Here is a 19,911-nt window from a genome sequence, read left to right as displayed (position 1 = left end):
GAGCGGCTTCGCACCGCCCCGGCCGGTCCCTCTCGACCCGTCCGCGTGACTACTCGCGGTCGTCCGCGGTGGTGCGGCGGCGCATCGCGATGAACAGCCCGCCACCGGCGAGCACCACGACCACCACAATGACGCCGATGACGACCCCGGTGGAGCTGGACCCGCCGGAGCTGTCCGAACTGCTGCTGCTTCCCGCCGGAACGGCCGACCACCAGCTCCAGTACCCGTCCTGGCCGTAGATGTTGCCGGCCGCCTCGGGCATGGTCGTGATCGACTTGATCTGGTCGGTGCGGTACGCCTCGACCGCGTTCGGGTACGCGATGACACTCATATACCCGGAGTCGTAGAGCCACGACTGCATCTGGTTGACGATCCCGGCGCGCTTGGCCGGGTCGTACTCGGCGAGCTGCTTCTTGTAGAGCTCGTCGTACGTCTTGTCGCAGATGAAGTTGTCGGTGGCGGCACTGTCCTTGGCCTTGACCGGCAGGGCGGCGCAGGTGTGGATGCCGAGGACGAAGTCGGGGTCCGGGTTGACGGACCAGCCGTCGAAGGCGAGGTCGTACTCGCCGGCGTACCAGGGCACCGAGACGTTGTTGAGGCAGTCGACCTTCAGGCCGATGCCGAGCTTGCCCCACCACTCCTTGAGGTACTTGCCGATCGCCGTGTCGTTCGGGTCCGTGGCGTGGCACAGGATGCGCAGGTCGAGCGGCTTGCCGTCCTTGCCGACCCGCTGGTCGCCCTTGAGCTCGTAGCCCGCCTCGTCGAGGAGCTGGGCCGCCTTGGCCGGGTCGTACGCCAGGCTCTGCTCGGCGGTCGGCTGCCAGTGGTACGCGGAGAAGCGCGGCGGGATGTAGCCCTGGCCCTCGACGGCGTGGCCCTGGAAGACCTTGTCGATGATGGTCTTGCGGTCGATGGACAGGAAGAGGGCCTGGCGCACCTTCTGGTCGAGAAGGGCCTTGTTGCCGTCACCGAACTTCTTGCCGTCCTTGGTCTGCGCGCCCGGATTGGTGGCCAGCGCGAAGAAGCGGCGGCCCGGACCCTCGTTGACCTTTACGTTCTTCTCGCCCTTGAGGGAGTCGGCCTGAGCGGGCGTCAGTGCGGGCGAGCCGGCGACGAAGGAGACCTCGCCCTTGCGCAGTGCGGCGACTGCGGCGTCCTGGTCCTTGTACGTCTTGAAGACCAGCTCGTCGAACTTCGGCGCACCGCGCCAGAAGTCCTTGTTGGCCTTGAGCTTCACGTACTGGTCGACCTTGTAGTCCGTCAGGATGAACGGCCCGTTGCCGACGATCGGGAACTTCGTGTCGTTGTTGAACTTGGAGAAGTCACCGACCTGCTCCCAGACGTGCTTCGGAACTATCGGCACATCGAGCGCGGCCATGGTGGCCTGCGGCTCCTTGAGCTCGATGACCAGCTGCGTGGGGCTCGGGGCCGTCACCTTCTTGAAGTTCGCGACGAAGTTGCCGTTGGCCTGCGCGGCGCCCTCGTCGGTCATCATCTTGTTGAACGTCCAGGCCGCGTCCTCGGCGGTGGCCTGCTGGCCGTCCGACCACTTGGAGTCGGACCGGATGGTGTACGTCCAGGTCAACTTGTCCGCGGACGGCTCCCACTTGGTGGCGAGGCCGGGGACCGCGTGGTTGTCCTTGGGGTCGTAGTTGGTGAGGAAGTCGTACATGAGCCGGCTGATGCTCGTGCTCATGAGGCGCTGAGCGAGGAACGGGCTCAGCGAGTCGACGCTCTGTGCGACGGCGACGGTCAGCGTCGACTTTCCGCTGTCGGCGGCCTGCGCCTGCTGCGGCGCGGCACCGAGGGGCACGCCCGGGACGATGGATCCGGCGGCCAGCGCCAGAGCAGCGGCCCCGGAGGCCAGGAGGACACGCAGACGTGAGCGTGGCTGGGCGGAGGGTGGTAATGCTCTTTCGACCATGGTCAGGGACCTCGCGTCATGACTCGCACGGAGAAGGCGGGTTGATCTGTGGTTCGCCAGCTGGTGAAGCGAAGGTTTATCAGCGGGGGTCGAGCCGCGTCAACGGTCATTGAAACGGCGTGTGGTCTGCGGGAATAGCAGAGGGCCCGCACCGTGGAGACGGTGCGGGCCCTCATTGGTTCAGTCCTCTGTTGCCTTACTGCTGAGGCGCTGGCGGCGGCTGCTGCGGCCAACCCGCGGGCGGTACGGGACGTTGCGGTTCGGGCGGGACCGGCTGTCCGGGGTGCCCCGGTTGACCGGGCTGCTGCTGGTGAGGCGGCGGTCCGGCCGGGCTCGCCGCGGACTGGGCCTGGGAGGGCAACGACTGCTGCCAGCCGTTCTGTTGCACACCGGGGCCGGGCTGCGGGGGGTACGGCTGCTGGCCGCCATAGGGCGGCTGTTGCTGCGGCGGGTACGGCTGCGGCGGCTGCTGCGGGGCGTACTGCTGCTGGCCGGGCATCGGCGGGGCGTACTGCGGGGGCGGGGTGGAGCCGTGCGACGTCCAGAGCCCCTGCTGCTGCTGGGCGCGCGCGAAGTCCTCGGCGACCATCGCGGAGAGGTTGAAGTACGCCTCGCGGGTCTTGGGGCGCATCATGTCGAGGTCGACCTCCGCACCGGCCGACAGATGCTCGTCGAACGGTACGACGACCACGCCGCGGCAGCGCGTCTCGAAGTGCTGCACGATGTCATCGACCTTGATCATCTTGCCGGTCTCGCGGACACCCGAGATGACGGTGATGGAACGCTGCACGAGCTCCGCGTACCCGTGCGCCGACAGCCAGTCCAGCGTGGTGGACGCACTGGACGCGCCGTCGACCGACGGCGTCGAGATGATGATCAGCTGGTCGGCGAGGTCCAGCACTCCGCGCATCGCGCTGTAGAGCAGACCGGTGCCCGAGTCGGTGAGGATGATCGGGTACTGCTTGCCCAGCACATCGATCGCGCGCCGGTAGTCCTCGTCGTTGAACGTCGTGGAGACCGCCGGGTCCACGTCGTTGGCGATGATCTCCAGACCGGAGGGCGCCTGCGAGGTGAAGCGGCGGATGTCCATGTACGAGTTGAGGTACGGGATCGCCTGGACCAGGTCACGGATGGTGGCCCCGGTCTCCCGGCGTACCCGTCGGCCGAGCGTGCCCGCGTCCGGGTTGGCATCGATGGCGAGGATCTTGTCCTGCCGCTCGGTGGCCAGGGTCGAGCCGAGGGCGGTGGTCGTCGTGGTCTTGCCGACGCCTCCCTTGAGGCTGATGACCGCGATCCGGTAGCAGGACAGCACGGGCGTACGGATCAGGTCGAGCTTGCGCTGCCGCTCGGCCTCCTCCTTCTTGCCGCCCAGCTTGAAGCGGGCCGCGCCGGACGGTGTACGGCTGCTCTTCGCCTTCTGCTTGCCCCGGACCAGCCGGTCGGAGGAGAGTTCCACCGCCGCCGTGTACCCGAGCGGGGCGCCGGGCACGGAACGCTCGCGCTGGTCATGGGTGACCGGGGTCGGCCAGGCGGCCCCGGTGCGCGGGTCGGCGGGCTGTCCCTGCTGCTGCGGGTGCTGTTGCTGTGGCGGCTGGAAGTGGGCGGGCTGCTGGTGTGCGGGCTGCTGGTGTGCGGGCGGCTGCGGGGTGGGCTGCGCGGGCAGGTTGGGCGCGCCCTGTCCCTGCTGCTGGGGCGGCTGGGGAACCTGCGGCGGCAGAGGCATGCCCTGCTGCGGCAGAGGCATGCCCTGCTGCGCGGGCCACTGGGGCGCCTGCGGCTGCTGGGGTACCTGGGGCTGCTGGGGTACCTGGGGTGCGTACGGGGCCTGAGGAGGCTGCGGGAACCCGTAACCGCCCTGCGGCGGTGCCTGCTGCGCCGGGGGAGCGGGCTGCTGTGGGAACCCGTAACCGCCCTGCGGCGGCTGAGGTGCCTGCGGCGCTCCGGCGTGCGGGAATCCGTAGCCGCCGGGCCCCTGGTCGGCCGGAGTCGGGGCGGGCCACTGCGGCGCCGGCTGAGGCGCGGTGGGCTGCGGTGCGGCGGGCTGGAAGGTAGGCGGCAGCGGCGGCAGACCGCCCTGCGGCGGTGCCGGGGCCCAGGGGGTCGGCGCGGCGGGCGCCGGGGGGTCCTGCGGTGCGCCGGGGGGCGGTGCGTCCTGAGGCGCCGCATCCGTGACGGCGTCCGAGGGCGCGGCGCCGTCCGGTCCGTCGGCGGCAGCGCTCGTGATATCGACCGGGGTCTCGGCGCCCAAGTCCGCGGCGCCGCCGTCGGGCTCGTCGGCAGTCGCGGCGTCCGCCACCTGTACGGAGCCGGAGCCGGAGGCTTCGCCCTCGTCCGTACCGTCGGCACCGGTATCGGCCTCCACGGAGCCCGAACCCGAACTGTTCCCGTCCGCGTTCTTCGCAGCCTTCTCGCGCTCCGCGATCTCCCGCTTCAGCGCAGCCGGCGAGAACCGCATCGTTGCACCGCTCTCCACATCACCGCCCCCGAACGGGTCCGTCATTCCGCCGGAAGTCCCCGCCCCCGCCCCCTCCGCAGGAGCAGGAGAAGGAGAAGGAGCGGCGTCACCCGCCGCGGAATGAACAGGAGCCGGTGCCGGAGTCGGCGTGGGCGGCGCGGGCGGCGCCGGAGCCCAGTTGGGATCGAAACCGCCCACCGCCGGCGGCGCGGGCATGGACACCGGCGCCCCGTTGGGCGGCGGAGGCGGCGCCAGGTGCGATACGGCACCGCCCGACGAGTCCCCCGGCGCGTTCTGCGTGTACCAGGCGGGCGGGGTGTAGTCGATGGTGAACTCACCCGTCATCTCGGCGGGCTCCGCGTCGGACGACTCGTCGACGGGCTTGTTCCAGCCCCCGCGGATCTCGTCCCGATCGCCGTTCACTTTGCCTCCTGGTGTGGTCGAGCACCCTTGTGCCGTGGTGGGTGGGGGCGACCGATTCCGTCTTCCTAACCGCCCGGCTCTCCCCCTGGGCCACGCATCGCCTGCCCGCAGGTTCTTCTGCCGTGCCCGGACCCACCCTAATCGTCAGGGGGCTCCCTCCGGCAGGCCGTTCCGCTCGGCAGAAACTGTCCAGTAGGTCATACACCGACCTCAAGTGCCCGGAGCACGGCAGCGCGCACGATCCGAAGCGGTCAATTCGGCACATACCCAAGCATGGTGAGAGGGTGGCCGTCGTGTCCGGACAGCCACCCTCTCACCCGACCCTTGCCTACGTGAGGTCGAACTCACCGTCCCGTGCGCCCAGTACGAAGGCGCGCCACTCGGCCTCCGTGTACCGCAACACGGTCTCCGGATCCAGCGACGAGCGCATGGCGACTGCACCGCCCGGCAGATGCGCGATCTCGACCCGTTCCTCGACGTCCTGAGTCCCCGGTGCGCTCAGCCACTCCACATCCGAGATGTCGAGAGCGTAGAGCTCTTCCTTTTCCTGCTGGGTGCCCATGTCGGCGTCCCTTCGATCGAACCGTGTCGTTCCCCGGCCATCTTCCCTGGAAGCGGCAGGCTCAAGGTCGCGAACGAAACAGTATTCAGCCGATTCTCGCGATGAACCCCGGGGCCCCGGGAGGAATCGCGTCCTTCGTGGGTGGCGTGGAGCGCCCCAGCGTCGTGCCTGCAGGCGCGGAGTGTCCGCATAGCCGCCGGTGGAGTCGGACAAGGCGGTGAGCGCCGGAGGCGAACTCGTGCGCTATCGGTCGCTGGTTCGGGCGGAATGTGTGCGGATCCGGCACTGCCCTCACGCTGATCGCGTGAGAGCAGGACGCAGCCGGACTCATCGAAGCCACCAATGACCCGAGCAGCAAGCCCGGGACCTCAGTCCTGGGTCGTCGACTCCATCCGGCGAGCAGCGCCCAGCAGGCCGTTCTCGATATCCGTCGCGCTGGTCATCACCCAGTGGCGCTCGCGGCCCGCCACCCAGAGCGTGACACCGTCCGCCAGGGTGGGCAGGGCCTCGCTCTCGGCCCGATCGAGCCCCAGGATCCGGCCGATCTGGTCCGCCTCGGCGGGCGATACCCGCTGGATACCCACGAGCGTCGACGCCCGCATCAACCGGGGCGCCACGGGGCTCATATAGGGCAGCAGCGTCAACACCGACTGCCATGGCGAGGACACCACCCGGCCACGGGGCGGGCGCATGCCACAGTCGCGCACCACCAGCACCGGGCTGCCCACGGTCGCTCCGGTCGGCGGAACCCGGCCCACGTCATGGAGGGAGACGCACTCAAGACCGGCACCCGCGGCTTGCGCCAGAGTGGTCCACGCCTGGGTGCGCCCGGTCTCGACCGCTACCCGCGCACCCGTAGCCGCCGCACGCAGCGCCAGCACCTGCGCGGTCCACAGGCCGCCGATCAACAGGACGTCGTACGGTGCCGGGCGGTGGAACCCGATCATCTGCGGGCGCCCCTCGGCATCGGTGCCGATGATCACACCGTCGTCCCCGACCGGCAAGGACAGCGCGCCCAGGCGGTCCGCCGCCAGAGTGTGCCCCGCGTGGCGAGGACCGCGCAGTCCCCGCCTCGGCTCGGTGCGATTCGTCACTGTGCGCCTCCCAACGGGAGCGTCGCCAGCACGCCCGGCAACTGCTCGCGGTCCAGCCGCACCAAGCCGACCTTGGCGTGCCGTGCGGCTTGCTCCAATGTCCGTCGCACCCCGACCAGTTCGGTATCGGAGCCGCCGGTGATCCGTACGTGACCGGAGACGGACACATCGCCCTGGTGCGCACCTCGGCGCACCGTCAGGCTGAAGGCCGTCGCATACGCGGGGACCGAGGTCAGCAGCGATACGAGGCGCGGGAGCGGAGTCGCCCCCCGGCCCAACTCGGGCCAGCGGTCCACCGCATAGGCGGTGTGCCAACGATCGTCGCACCGCCAGACCCTCGACGTCTCCATCGTCCGCCGCTGCGGCGCGGCATCCGGGCGTCCGGCGCGGGCCGACAGGATGGGATTGGCGCACGCGGATGTCGCCACGGCGGAGTGCAGCTCCTCCTGGTCCAGCACCACGGCCCGGAATCCGGCGCCGGTGATCCGGCTCGCGACATGGTCCGCGACCCGAACCAGACAGCGCTGAGCTCCGCCGATTCCGCCCCCGCGAGCCTCGACCGCCTCCCGGCACAGTTCCGGATCCAGCTTCACAGCCACCCAGGTCATCCGCAGCGCGGGCGCCCCGGTCTGCTCCTGGAGGGGGGCGTAGGAGAGCCGCGCCACCGACTGCTGCGGCAGATGCTGCGCCGGAGCGGCACGTACCTGCTGCACGAGCTGCGCGGACTCCAGCACGATGTCGTCCACCGAGAGCGCATCACCCAGGAGGGACAGCGGAAGCGCCCGCGCACCGCGCGCCTGGCGGAGCGATTCACCGCTGGCCTCGACCCGTATGACAGCGGTCAGGAACGTGCCGTCCCCGACCATGCCCACCGTGCGACGGTCCCGGTCGATGTAGATGTACGGAGCGAAGCCCGGCACACTTTCCGCCACCGGCGCCAGCTGCGGCTCCGTATCCGCGGAGGACGCCGCGGCGGTTCGCCTGCGATCGCGCAGGGAGAGTGCCGTCGACAGCCAGTCCTGCACGGCGCGGCCCCGGCGACGTACCACCGCGAGAAGCACCAGCAGGCAGGCGACCACGACTGCGGACACCAGCCAGGGACCGCCGAGCGCGGCACCCACCGCGGCGACTGCCAGGGCCGCCTCGACGAGCACCATCTGCCGCAGTACGGGACCGATGCGACCGGTCCGTGAGATCGGCCGCAGAGTCGTCGCCGCAGGGGCGTTCACCGACGGGGCGGGTGCCGTGCCAGCAGGCTCATTGCCGCGTTGCCGTCGGGAAGGACCGGAAGCTCGATGGGTAGACCGCCCCGTGCGCTCGCGCGTCGCTGCACCCATCGCCGCATTGCCCCCTCGTGTCCCTGTTTACCGGTTCTTTTCACGGGTGTTGACCGGGCGATCACCCTAACCTGAGCGATGACGGTCAAGCGCCAACAGGCATAGTAGGGGGCCCGGTCGATGACGGTGGCCCACGGAGTGTGTGGCAACCTGGTCGCCCACTGGGGAAAAGGGGCAGCGAACAGATGGCATCACGGCGGGACGAACTCAACGCCTACACCTTCGCGAAGCGGAGGTTGATCGCACAGTTCCTGCAACCCAACCCGACCGGCTCGGAGGAGGGCGCGCCGCGCCCCCTGCGTGCGGTGGTGCCCGGTGCGATCGTCGGCGTCGTTATTCTCGCGGGGTTCGGAGCCTGGGGGATGTTCAAACCCGTAGCGCCCCAGAAATGGGACACTCCCTACGAGAACGTCATCATCGCCAGCAAATCCACTACGCGCTATGTGGTGTTGAAGACCGATGGCAAGAAGCAACTCCACCCGGTGCTGAACATGTCCAGCGCCAAGCTCCTCCTTGCCCCGGACAAGGGCCAGGTCATCAACGTCGACGAATCGATCCTCGACAGCGGCAAGATCCCGCACGGCGCCACCCTTGGCATTCCGTACGCCCCCGACCGGCTGCCGGACAAGGGCGAAGCCGGCTCGAAGAAGCGGTGGGCCGTCTGCGAGCGGCCCGGCGAGGGCGGCAGGGCCATCCAGAAGGCCGCGTTCGTCTTCGCGGAGCGCGAGCAGAAGAAGACCGAGGGCACGGGTCGGCTGCACGGCGATGAGTTGATGTATGTCGAGGGGCCGGGACCGGACAGGACCCGCTACATCGTGGACGCCGCGGGGAAGGCGTACGAGGTGCAGAAGGACGAGCTACTGCTGCGCACCCTCGTCGACCACGACCGTGTCCCCCAGCGGGTGTCCGCCGACTGGCTGGCCACGCTGCACACCGGAGACGAGATCACCTTCCCGACCATAGAGGGAACTCCCGGCGCCGACGCGGGTGTCCCGGGAAAGCTGCAGCCCGACGCGAACAAGGTGGGCATGGTCCTCGCAGCGCCCTCCGGTACCCGGACCCAGCAGTACGTGGTCCTGCCGGGCAGGGTCGCCCCGGTATCGGACTTCGTCGCCAAGCTCCTGCTCAGCAGCCGCGCCCTGGTCAACCTCAACCAGGACGGCAAGGCGAAGCCCGTAAGCGCCGGAGCGTTCGAGCCCGGTGATGCGTTCGGGGAGGAAATGGACTGGCCCACGAGCGAATTGACGCCCGTGAACTCCGCGAGCACGGCCAAGGGAAGTCGCAACACCGTGTGCAACGTCCTGCGCGACGTCGCTGCGAAGAACGGTGCCACGACGCTCAGCACTTGGGCGGGCACGGGCTTCCCCGCCACGCTCCCCACCGGCTCCAGCAGCGCCTACGTCACGCCTGGATCCGGCCAGCTCTTCCGCCAGTTCAAGGGATCCAGCGCCGACTCCGGCCCCCTTTTCCTGGTGACCGACACTGGTCTGCGCTACGCCATGCAGTCCAACGGCGACAGCGTGCAGGACGATTCCGGCATCGGCGAATCCGGTTCGAAGGAGGAGAGGGAGCAGCGCCGGCAGGAGGCGCAGCAGGCACAGAACCGGCTGGGGTACAAGGACGTCGACCCTGCACCCATCCCGGCCGCCTGGTCCACATTCCTGCCGACCGGACCGCGTCTGTCGACCGGCGCCGCCCGCCAGCCGCAGGGTTCGTGAGGAGCGACCACGTGACCACGTATCCCTCCTCGCCCCGGCGCCTGCTGACAGTCGCGGCCGCCACCGCCGTCCTCTTCGTCACGCTGCCGGTACTGCCCGCGGCCGCGGACGATGCGGCCGATTCCACCCAGTGCACCTTCCCCTCGAAGAAGTACGAGGGCCGCCCCTGGGCCTTGCAACGCGTGCTGATGGATGAGCTGTGGCAGCAGTCCACCGGCAAGGGCGTACGGGTGGCGGTCATCGACACCGGCGTCGACGTCAAGAACCCTCAGCTCACCAAGGCCGTGGACACCGGGAGCGGCCGCAACTTCCTGCCGGAGAACCTCAAGGACGACAACGGCACCAAGATCGAGCGCGGCAAGGAGAACGGCACCACCGACGTGGTCGGTCACGGCACCAAGGTCGCCGGAATCATCGCCGCGCGAGAGGTGAAGGGCACCGGATTCACCGGCCTCGCTCCGGACGCGACGATCATCCCGATCCAACAGAACGACGCCGAGGGCCACGGAACAGCGGAGTCGCTGGCTGAATCCATCCGGTACGCCGCCAACGAGGCGGACGCCGACATCATCAACATCTCCCAGGACACGGCCAACGCGGTGAAGCCCGCGCCTGTCCTCAAGCAAGAGGTTGACGCTGCTCTGGCCAAGGAGATCGTGATCGTCGCCTCCGCCGGCAACGACGGGCTGGGCGGCAACGTCAAGGAGACCTACCCGGCCTCGTACGACGGTGTCCTGGCCGTGGCCGCGTCGGACCGCAACAACGAACGGGCGGCCTTCTCCCAGTCCGGCGAGTTCGTGGGTGTGGCCGCCCCCGGCGTGGACATGATCTCGACGGTCCCCGGCGGCGGACACTGCGCCGACAACGGCACCAGTTTCTCGGCCCCGTACGTCGCAGGAGTCGCCGCCCTCATCAAGGCCAAGCACCAGGACTGGACGCAGGAGCAGATCGTCGCCCAGATCCAGCAGACGGCGGAACGCTCGATCGCGGGCCACGACCGCCTGGTCGGCTGGGGCGTCATCGACCCGGTGCGCGCGCTGACCGAGGACGATAAACCCATCGAACACCCGGTGGCGCACGAGGGCGTGAACAAGGGCGAAGCACCGGTCCCGGCCGCTCTCCACCTGGGCGAGACGGCGGACGAACGCAACGCTCGCCTGGCGACCTACGTGGTGGTGGGCGGGGGAGTGCTGGTCGCCGCCATTGCCGGCACGGCCGTGGCCGTACGCGACATGCGACGGCGGTCCGAGCGTCCGGGGCAAATGGGCGGTACCTGACATTGCGTCCGCTATCGGCACTCGGGCGCGTCGATCGCGTGCGTCGCGGCAATCCGAGAAGTCACGTGATGGATAAGACAGTTGGTGCTGTCAGTGCCATTGGCTAGAGTTGATGTTATGAGGCCAGGCCTGTTCGCGCGGATGCGATAGCAACGCGAAACGGTCTGAGCAAACGGGGAATCGGGGAAGGGCAGCATCGTGACCGACGGTACGGACGGGAGAGGCTCGGGGAACCTCCGGCGCGGCGTAGGCGCCCTCGAGCAGTTCCAGAAGCGTGTGACTGCGTTGCTGGGGGAATTCGAGAGTTCGCCGGCCGGTAAGTCGCAGGTCGCGGCGCAGACGGTGTCGCGCGCCTCCTTGAGCGGCCAGAACGCGTGCTTCGCGGAAGCGGACGGGCTCTTCACCCAGTACAACCGCGTCCACGAGTCGCTCGTCACGCTCTCGAAGTCCCTGGGCGACCAGATCGAGTACCTGAACCTCGGCGTGCACGCGGCGGCTGTGGGCTTCGACAACGTGGACGACGACGTGCGGCGGCGGTTCTACGAGATCCGGGTGCGGCTGGACGCAGAGCGCGAGAAGGCGCAGGCCGAGAAGAGCGTTGGACCTGAGCGGAACGCCGACAAGCAGAGCGACTCGGGGTGGGCAGCAGAATGAGCGAACCGAAGAAGCCGGAAACGGGTTCCCAGGAGCAGGTGGAGCTGACTCCGCAGGAACAGCAGCAGCAGGATCAGGAACGCGTCCAGAGCCAATTGCTCGTCACGGACGTCAATCGGCACTTCCAGGGGGTCCTGGAGGTATTCGGCTTCAGGGGTTCCGGCTCCGGACGGACCTCCTTCGAGGGCCACGAGCTCAACGCGATGATCGACCTGATCGAGAACTCCAACCCGGAGCACCTCGAGGAAGCGGGTCAGGCGCTCTTGAAGGCAAGGACCGCCATCAACGAGGCCGCGCACGAGCTGGGCGACTTCATCAAGGCTGTCGACTGGGAGGGCGAGTCCGGAATCGCCTTCCGTGACTGGGGCAACGGCTTGGTCGCCCACGCCATAAAGCTGGGCGAGTTCGCGCAGACGGCCGGGACGCAAATCACGGTCGCGGGCACGGGCCTGGCCTCGGTACGCAAATCGCTCCCGCCACGTGACAACCGCGTCAGCCGCAAGTCCCCCGAGGAGATCGAGGCCCCGAAGCGCACCGAGGGCAACCCGGAGTACGTCGCAGCGGTGCAGGTCGAGAAGCACCGCCAAGAGGCGATCAACCAGGCGAACCGGTTGGCGTCGTACTACTCGGTCTCGGAGGAGACGCTGGCGGCGCAGGAGCCGCCGCGGTTCGACAAGAAGCTTGATGTTGCGATGCCGAGGCCGTCAGGCCGGAAGCGTGGACAGGACGAGTCAGGCACCTCATCGTCGGCAGGCTCTGAGTCGTCAGGCGGCGGAAGCTCTCAAGGTGTGTCGGAACGTACGGCGACTGGCAGCTCGGGCTCTACCGCGCGCGGCGCTCTCAACGAGGTACCCGGGTCGGTAGCGCCTGTCCTGGACAAGAGCACGTCGACAGAGATCGACAGCGTCGCCGCTCCACCGGCCCCTGTGACCGCTTCTGGTACGCCCCCCACGCCTTCGACCGCAAGTCCTACAGGCCCGGGCGGCTCAACTCCGCCCATGGCGAATGGATTTGTAAACCCGGTGACAGGTAGCACGCGGTGGTCCCAGGGATCACCAGGCGTGCCCGGGGCAGTGGGACAGCCCGGGGGCGGCGGGTCCAGAGCCGGGCGCTTCACTGGTAGTGGTGGCCCTGCGGCAAATGATCGCGCCGGAGCCCCGGTGGGGCGTCCGGCTCCCATGGGCGGGGGCTCGGCCGCAGGCGCATCCGGACGTGCAGGCGGCGGGGCCCAGTCCCCTGTTGCTGGTCGCTCTGGTGCGGCGGGCGGAAGGCCTACAGCAGGGGGTCACGCAGGTAGGTCCGGAACTTCCGGCCCGCATGCCGGCCGAGCAAACGGCATCGTAGGTGGGACCCCGCAGCGCGCCGTTCCGGGCGCGGGTACGTCTGGGGGAGCTCGTGGTGTTCCGCGAGGCACGGTCATCGGACCCGGGGGCGCGGCACGAATGGGCGGCTCTGCCGGAGGTGCCGGGCAGCGGGGAGTCATCGGGGCCGGAGGAACGAGCAGCGCGCCCCGCCCTGGTGGGCGAGGCACTCCCAGTTCGAACGGAGTCGTGGGTACGCCTCGTGGCGGTGCTACCGGATCCGGCGGCGCAAGGGGCTTCACCGCTGGGGGCGCAGGTCTCGTACGTGGGCCCGCAGGCCGACGGGACTCTGACGACGAGGAGCGGGACGGTGGCACGCCGCGTCCGGACTACCTGACGGAAGACAGAGCGACGTGGGAGGCCGGACGGCGTGGAGTCGCACCGCCGGTGATCGAATAGGTACAGGGAAGGTTCGAGAGTCAGGATGACAGCAGGTATGAGCCAGACCCGGAAGCGCCGAATGCCTCTCGGTCTGCACAGAAGGCTGCTCGGCACGACCGCTCTGGCTGCAGCTTGGAGCATGGGCTTTGTCGGAGCGGCCCCATCTGCTGTGGCCGCAGACGTGCAGTCGAAGCAGTGGTATCTCAGCGCGATGCAGGCCGAAGAAATGTGGAAGGTCACCACGGGTGAAGGCGTCAAGGTTGCTGTCATCGACACGGGTGTCAATTCGGCAACTCCTTCACTGAAAGGGCAAGTCCTCAAAGGACTTGATGCCACAGATGCCGAGGGCGATGAGTTCGACGATTACGACGGGCATGGCACCACCATGGCTGAGTTGATCGCTGGCACTGGCCGGGGTGGGGGCTTGAAGGGCCTTGCTCCGGGAGCGAAGATCGTCCCGATGAGAGTCGCCGACACTCAGTTTCAGAACAAGCATTCAGTTAATGCATACGATACTGCGGACGCTATTCGGGCCGCTGCTGACAGTGATGTGAAGATCATCAGCATGTCGTTCGGCAGTGAATTCCCAATGGATCGAGAAATCGAAGCGGTCAAATACGCGCAAAGCAAGGGAAAGCTTTTTTTCGCGGCTGTTGGTAATGAGGCCAAGGAGGGCAACCCGGAGGTGTATCCCGCTGCGTATCCCGAAGTCGTAGGTGTCTCCTCGGCTGACCGTGAGGGAAAGGTAGCCGAGTACTCCCAGAATGGGAGAACCGTGGACATAGCAGCTCCTGGTAACGACATTCCGTATTGGTGTGACGAGACCTTCCAGGCCTACTGCGACGGTGATGGCGGAACGAGTGCAGCCACCGCCATCGCATCCGCCTCCGCGGCCCTGGTGTGGTCCGCCCACCCGGACTGGACCGCGAACCAAGTCCTCAACGTGCTTTTCGATACTGCCAGTCGTGACTGGGAGAAGGACACGCTCAGCAAGTACCTCGGCCACGGCCTGATTCGCCCCTCCATGAACATCCTGAAGGGCAAGGGGGCCCCCGGCGCCCCGAACGTCAGCCCTCTTACCAAGGAAAAGACGTCCGGCTCCTCGTCCTCCTCCACGCCGTCTGCACCAGCCTCGTCACAGCCCGGGAAGAAAGAAGAGGCTGACGGCTCCGCCGTGGCAGGCTCCAGCAAGGAGAAGGACGACGGCACTCCGCTCGGCCTGATCCTCGGCGGAGTGGCAGCGGTGGTGGTGCTCGGCGGCGGAGCTTTCGTGCTCGCCCGTAAGCGTCGCACCGCCTGACTGACCGTAGGTTCTTCACCCGTACCCACCGGCGAGTAAAGCCGGACCGAATAAGAGCACCAGAAAGGAAGCCGAAAAACATGGCTGATCAGAAGCTCTCAGATGCCGCTCTCCTCAAGCTGGAGGGTGAGCTCTCCACGCGGTTCGACTCCGTGAAGGGCCAGCTGAAGACGCTACAGGGGACGATCGACAGCCTGGAGGGCGCTTGGAAGGGCATCGGCGCCGGCGCCTTCAACACGAAGCAGGAAGAGATCAACCGGAAGATGGTCAGCATCGCCAATCGGCTCCTCAATTTCCAGGAGGCCATCAAGGCGGCGCGAACCATTTCGGGCAACACCGAAGACGAAGTCAGGCAGGCTCTCCAGGGCGTCGACGTCGTCGGCGGTTACTCGGGTGACGCGACCGCGGAGGCCAGGACCTCGAACCTCAACAAGTTCTGACCTTGCCGCGCCTGCACCACGTACGAAGCCTTCACACCGAACCTAGATAACACGGGAGGACCGCATGCCGAACAACGACGGCACGATGGTTGTCACATACTCGAGCCTGGATCTCGCAGCCAGTGCCATTGACCGGCAGAGCAAGCAGCTCCAAGAGGACCTTGCATCCATCAAGCGGATGATCGCCAATGTGTCCGAGCTCTGGGTGGGCGAAGCCAAGGAAGCGTACGACACCGCTCAGAGGGGCTGGGACAGCGACGCCACGGGCATCCACACCGCCCTGAGCGAGATCTCTCGCAAGGTGCGCGAGGCCGGTACTTCTTACCAGGCTGGCGACAAGCGGGCGAGGGCCAACTTCGAGTAGAACTCGGCAGAACACAGGTCAGGGTGGGCACGCACGGGAGGTGCCCACCCTGACCTGTTTCCTGAACACCAAGCCGAGCACGGCGCATCGCGCCTGTCAGCAGGTGGGGGTGCTGTCACCGGCCGCCCCCGGAGCAGCCCCATCCCCGTCTCGGAGGCTCGGCAGATACCGGGCGAGAAAGTTGAACTCTGTCAACTCGCGGTCGTAGTTGGGGTGGTTGGTTCCGGCCACACCAGGCATCCGATGCTTCCCGGGCGCAGGGAAATCAGCTGGGCCGCACGGTCGGGAGTGCGCAGCGACATCCGGAACCCGCCGCCCACAGCGGCGACCTGGGCGCTCCCGTCCTCATGCGCGAGGCCCCACGCGGCGACACGGGCGTCAGGCTCGCCGCTGTCGCGGTGAGCGCTGACCGAGTGCGTGCCATGGCGAACAGTTATTCATGCGATGACGCCGCTCTGGTGGATGCCATGGCAGAGATGACAGGCGGCCGACAGCGTGGCTGGTGGGACGAGTATCGTGAGCTGCTGCCTGCGGGGCTGATCGAGGTCGCGGAGTGTGAGCACTGGGCGACCTCGATGCGTGTGGGGGTAGTCGTCTCCATGCCGGGACTGGTGCAGACGCTGGAGCACGCGCGAGCGGTATTCAGGCAGCGCGTTCCGCAGTTGCGGGTGACCGCTCACCGGCCACCTTCGCAGCCTTGTTGACAAGCTTGTAGGTCGATTCCTTCGTCGCTTCCATCTCCTGGCCGTTGCTGTAGATGACCTCCCCCGAACTGTCCTTCATCAGGCCTTCCGTGAAAGCTCCGATAATTTCATCCGCGGCAGTACCGGCCACGCCCCCCGGGATGACTCCACCCGGGCCGATCCTCGGGGCCGGCTCCGATGCCGACAGTGCTGCCGACCCAGGTACTCGTGGTCTTGATCGCCTTGTTGTAGTCAGCATCCTTGGCCCTTCCCTCCATCTCGCCCTCGTATGAGCGGCCTGCACCGATGGTTTCCTGGATCTCTCCAGCCACTTGGGCGGTGGACGTGATCGTCTGCGTCTTCCTCGAAGTCGTGATCCTCGTCCTGCGTCATGAAAGTGTCATTGAAGAACTCGGTCGCGGCGTCGGGGCTGTTCGAGAGAGCCTTCACGAAGCCGTTCATTGGGTCAGTTCCGGAATCCGTGCCGGTGCGATTGAGGAGCGGGTCTATTGGCAGTGCATGCCAGGCGCCGTTGGATCATGTTGATCACCGCGTGCATTCATCTGAAGAGCTCGTAGCCTCCGTGTACGCCGCAATGAGCTTCTTCACTGCGGCTGCGTTCGCTCTGCCGGGTTCGGGTACCTGAACGACGGTGAACAGCGCATCGCCCGATTTGGTCATTTTTGTGCACTTTGCTCTGCCTACCGCGCCTCGCTCGGAATGGATATATCTTCCGTCATCCGAGAAATATTCGAGCTCTACGTAGGCTTGACCCTGTGCTATTTCCGTAAGGCTCGGATTATCATTCCACCGCTCTCGGCCCGCAATCAGTGCGATCTTTCCATCGATGAGAACTTGGCAACGCTCGATACCTTCCGCGGGTGATGTGGATTTCTCCGTTACCTTTTTCCCAGGTGGGAGTAGAGGTGTCAGAAATTTTGCTGATATCGATGTTCCACAAAGGGAGGTTGGTACGTTGTATTCGCGCTCTGCCTCAGTCGAGCAACCTACGAGTGCGAAGCTCGCAACTGCTGCAAAAGTCGCACTTCTGTAAACTCTTTTACGGAAAATGAGGTGTGTGCTGCGGGCCGCCAACATTCTCGTTCCTCGGCTGGTGATGAGTAAGTAAATGTTCTATGTGAAGAGCGGCAGCCTAAATGTCTGTCTTCAGTTCGGGCCCCATTGCCGTGCTGTTGGGGCCGGCATCCGTAAATCCGTCGCGAGCGCCGGTGCGTGCGTATGTGGCAAGGTCCTCCAGCGGAATTCCATGGGCCTTTGCTGCGAGTATCACGGCTTGCTGACTGTGCTTGAAGTTATTGTCGCGTCCATTCTCCCAATGCTCGGCCATGACCGCTCCTGCCTCGCTCTTGGCTTCCCCTTCATATTCCTTGAAGATTTGCTCAAGGAGCATTCCGCTCACGGTGCCCGCTGCGCCACCTACTGCGGCGCCGACGGCGGGGGTGGCAATGAATGATGTGCCCACGCCGATACCGATCCCAATACCTCCCGAGATGGCGCCCTTGGTTTGGGTCAATGCGTGACCATAGGCTTTGTCCTTTTCCTCGGCGGCGCCCGCAACTTCCTCTTGCCGCCCGATGGCCAGTGTTCCTGCAATCTCTCCCGAGCCATATGCGATCTGTGACACGGTCAGGTTTTTGTCCGAGGAGAATCGCTGGTCTGCGGGCAAATCGGGGTTCAAATGGTAGTCCATGAGGTTCGCCATGTATTTCTTCTGGCCGAGTTCGACCTGGGCATAACCCTCAGGGGTCTGACCGACTGCCAGCAGGAAACGAGTGGTGTCCCTGTGGTTCATCTCCGCCGGATTGCCCGTGATCGGGAAGAGTTTGCTGACGTCTCCGTTATCTCCCTCTTGCAGGACCTCTGGGTCGTCTGCCATTGCCCGGTTCATATCGGGCAGATATTCGGATGAGATCTGGCCGATGCTGTCACCCATGTAACTGTGATCCGTCAAGCGCTTGCTATCCTCAGAGATCGAGGCGACAAGACTTTCCATCAGCTTTGCCTGCTGCGGGCTATGTGCCGGCGTGTCAGCTGTAGGCATTTCGCCCGCGGGATGACCAGTCGTTGCCGCTTCCAGAGCCAAGGCCATGGAGTTTCGGCCGGTGACGCTGTCGTCGCCCTTGTCGTTCCGGTCCTTCGGCCAGTCCCGCTCCTCGAAGAGGTAGTCGAAGTTACTGAGCTCCCTCTTCTCGTTCTTTCCGTTCTTGTCGGCGTCTTCCTCGAAGTCGTGATCCTCGTCCTTCGTCACGAAAGTGTCATTGAAGAACTCGGTCGCCGCGTCGGGGCTGTTCGAAAGAGCCTTCATGAAGCCGGTCATCGGGTCAGTTCCGGAATCCGTGCCGGTGCGATTGAGGAGCGGGTTTACTGGCACCGCATGCCAGGCGCTGTCGCTCCCATTGTCGGTGCGCTTCTTCTCGGTCTTGATCAACTCGCTTCCGTAGTCGCTGAGGAACTTGTCGTCGTAGTTCCCCCACCGCATGAGGTTGCTCATCACCTGGAAGCCCAGGGTGCCCGGTTGCTTTGAGACGGGCTGGCTGCCGAGATCCACCATCTCGCGTTTCCAGTCCATCATTCCTCGGCTGTCGCTCTGGGTGGCGGTAGCCAGTGTGAGGCTCAGGTTCTTCTGTAGTTCGTCGTACTGGTCACCTCTTTCCCGCCCCAGCTCGTAGCACCCACCAGGAGCGTTCAACCCCGCCCAGAAATCCAACGTCCCCTTGGCTTCCAGCTTGTCCGCGAAGCGTGCGGCGAACAGTTCGTCGTCCGCCATCATCTTGAGACCTGCGTTCAGCTGGTCGAATTCCTTGGCGGTGAGATCTTCCGGGTTCTTCTTCGCGATCGCGGACAGCTGGTCGGCCTTCTTGATCGCGTTGGCCGCCGAGTCCCGGTCCTTGTACTCGGCCCCCGTGAATCCCATGTCGGCCTGGTCCGAGAGCGCCTTGAGGGCGACAGCGGCCGTGTGATCGCTCTCGGTCGCTTTGTTGAGAATCTTCTGGATCTCGTCCCGGAGGGCGGTGACATCGCTCTGGCTGTGGTCGGGGACGGTTGTCCCCTTGGCCGCGCGGTCCGGGTGGATGTTCATCGTGACCGTAAAGCCACCACCGCCGGTGGTGGTGACCGTCAGGTTCTTTACGCGTGCGCGTTCCAGGGCCGCGTTGAGTTCGCTGTGGTAGCCCTTCAGTTCGTCACGCACGTCCTTGAGGATGCTCCACAGGGACTTGGCCTGCTTGTGAGCATCATCGAACTCGTGCACTGTCTTGCCGACGAACTTCCTGGTGACGTTGGCGTTCCCGCCTGCCCAGTTGGCCTTGTCGGCCTTCGCCTTGAGGCCTTCCCGGGCGTCCTTTTCCAGATCGGCAAGGTTGGTCACCATGGTCGACCAGTCGGTGATGGCCTCGTCCAACAGTCCGAACTTGGCGAAGCGCAGCGTTTCGAAATCCATCAGTTGTCCGCCTTGTTCGTCTCGCCTTTGGGTGCGTAGTCGTCGTCGAATCCCTGGTCGAGCGAGGCGATGCTGCTGATGTTGCTCCTCACGTACTGATCATCACCCTTGTGCACATATTTGGTGAAGTCCATGTGGTTCGATATGTGCCCGCACGCGTCGCTGAGGGACTTGAGCTGTTTGTCCCATCGATCCGCCACGTGTTGGAGGGCTCCGCCGATTTCCAGGCCTTGGGTGGTGAGGTCGCTTGCTGCTGTCTCGCTGGTGGGTACGGCGACACGGCCCTCTTTCCACAAGCGCCCGTGCAACTTGGAGGCCTCGTCACGGACGGCCGCGAGGTCGGTCTGGTTGACTGCGAGGTCGCCCTGCTTGCTGCCGCCTGTAGGCCCTGCTTTGTTGAGCTGCATCCGCGCCCCGCTCTTGTCGGCAGCAGCGGCCTTCAGTTGCTCCCACTCAGCCCATGCCATGTGCGGAACCT

15 protein-coding genes are annotated in these 19,911 nt (G+C 66.3%); 7 read left to right on the top strand and 8 right to left on the bottom strand.

All coding sequences use genetic code 11. The features are described from left to right. Positions 1-49: 49 nt before the first annotated feature. From ACZ3IC_RS03635 to eccE, 5 genes are all read right to left on the bottom strand, one after another. A complete protein-coding gene (locus ACZ3IC_RS03635) occupies positions 50-1,924 on the bottom strand; it encodes an ABC transporter substrate-binding protein (RefSeq protein WP_467412202.1) in 1,875 nt (624 codons plus the stop codon). Positions 1,925-2,120: 196 nt separating this feature from the next. Next, positions 2,121-4,802, bottom strand: coding sequence for an SCO5717 family growth-regulating ATPase (locus ACZ3IC_RS03630; RefSeq protein WP_467412200.1), 2,682 nt, complete (start codon positions 4,800-4,802; stop codon positions 2,121-2,123). A 328-nt stretch (positions 4,803-5,130) separates the two neighbouring features. Continuing rightward, positions 5,131-5,364, bottom strand: a complete 234-nt coding sequence (locus ACZ3IC_RS03625; protein ID WP_467412197.1) for a DUF397 domain-containing protein — start codon at positions 5,362-5,364, stop codon at positions 5,131-5,133. A gap of 368 nt (positions 5,365-5,732) precedes the next feature. Beyond that, positions 5,733-6,458, bottom strand: coding sequence for a hypothetical protein (locus ACZ3IC_RS03620; RefSeq protein WP_467412195.1), 726 nt, complete (start codon positions 6,456-6,458; stop codon positions 5,733-5,735). Further along, positions 6,455-7,795: a type VII secretion protein EccE gene (eccE, locus tag ACZ3IC_RS03615; RefSeq protein WP_467412194.1), complete on the bottom strand. Its 1,341-nt coding sequence runs from the start codon at positions 7,793-7,795 to the stop codon at positions 6,455-6,457. The genes ACZ3IC_RS03620 and eccE overlap by 4 nt, the downstream gene beginning before the upstream one ends. Positions 7,796-7,980: 185 nt before the next feature. On the opposite strand from eccE, the gene eccB reads away from it, so the two are divergent. The 6 genes from eccB to ACZ3IC_RS03585 all read left to right on the top strand — a co-directional run bounded on the left by eccB (position 7,981) and on the right by ACZ3IC_RS03585 (position 15,290). Next, a complete protein-coding gene (gene eccB, locus ACZ3IC_RS03610; RefSeq protein ID WP_467412193.1) occupies positions 7,981-9,513 on the top strand; it encodes a type VII secretion protein EccB in 1,533 nt (510 codons plus the stop codon). An 11-nt stretch (positions 9,514-9,524) separates the two neighbouring features. After that, positions 9,525-10,790, top strand: coding sequence for a type VII secretion-associated serine protease mycosin (mycP, locus tag ACZ3IC_RS03605; protein WP_467412191.1), 1,266 nt, complete (start codon positions 9,525-9,527; stop codon positions 10,788-10,790). 198 nt (positions 10,791-10,988) lie between these two features. Then, positions 10,989-11,444: a hypothetical protein gene (locus ACZ3IC_RS03600; RefSeq protein WP_467412190.1), complete on the top strand. Its 456-nt coding sequence runs from the start codon at positions 10,989-10,991 to the stop codon at positions 11,442-11,444. A 1,785-nt stretch (positions 11,445-13,229) separates the two neighbouring features. Then, positions 13,230-14,486 (top strand): S8 family serine peptidase, encoded by a 1,257-nt coding sequence (locus ACZ3IC_RS03595; protein ID WP_467412189.1) that lies wholly within the window; start codon positions 13,230-13,232, stop codon positions 14,484-14,486. Between the two features lie 80 nt (positions 14,487-14,566). Then, complete coding sequence (locus ACZ3IC_RS03590; RefSeq protein WP_467412187.1) at positions 14,567-14,926, top strand: WXG100 family type VII secretion target; 360 nt, start codon at positions 14,567-14,569, stop codon at positions 14,924-14,926. Between the two features lie 64 nt (positions 14,927-14,990). Further along, positions 14,991-15,290, top strand: a complete 300-nt coding sequence (locus ACZ3IC_RS03585; RefSeq protein ID WP_467412185.1) for a WXG100 family type VII secretion target — start codon at positions 14,991-14,993, stop codon at positions 15,288-15,290. A 642-nt stretch (positions 15,291-15,932) separates the two neighbouring features. On the opposite strand, the gene ACZ3IC_RS03580 is transcribed toward ACZ3IC_RS03585, so the two are convergent. Next, positions 15,933-16,124, bottom strand: coding sequence for a hypothetical protein (locus ACZ3IC_RS03580; RefSeq protein WP_467412182.1), 192 nt, complete (start codon positions 16,122-16,124; stop codon positions 15,933-15,935). 188 nt (positions 16,125-16,312) lie between these two features. Between ACZ3IC_RS03580 and ACZ3IC_RS03575 the strand changes: the two genes are divergently transcribed. Continuing rightward, the gene (locus ACZ3IC_RS03575; RefSeq protein ID WP_467412181.1) at positions 16,313-16,519 is read left to right on the top strand and encodes a hypothetical protein; all 207 of its coding nucleotides are present in this window, start codon (positions 16,313-16,315) and stop codon (positions 16,517-16,519) included. A gap of 607 nt (positions 16,520-17,126) precedes the next feature. On the opposite strand, the gene ACZ3IC_RS03570 is transcribed toward ACZ3IC_RS03575, so the two are convergent. Beyond that, positions 17,127-19,433, bottom strand: coding sequence for a hypothetical protein (locus ACZ3IC_RS03570; RefSeq protein ID WP_467412178.1), 2,307 nt, complete (start codon positions 19,431-19,433; stop codon positions 17,127-17,129). Next, positions 19,433-19,900, bottom strand: a complete 468-nt coding sequence (locus ACZ3IC_RS03565; RefSeq protein WP_467412177.1) for a hypothetical protein — start codon at positions 19,898-19,900, stop codon at positions 19,433-19,435. The genes ACZ3IC_RS03570 and ACZ3IC_RS03565 overlap by 1 nt, the downstream gene beginning before the upstream one ends. Positions 19,901-19,911 lie beyond the last annotated feature (11 nt).

The organism is Streptomyces sp. NPDC002958, assembly GCF_055563255.1.
This window is presented reverse-complemented; position numbering and strand designations above follow the sequence as displayed.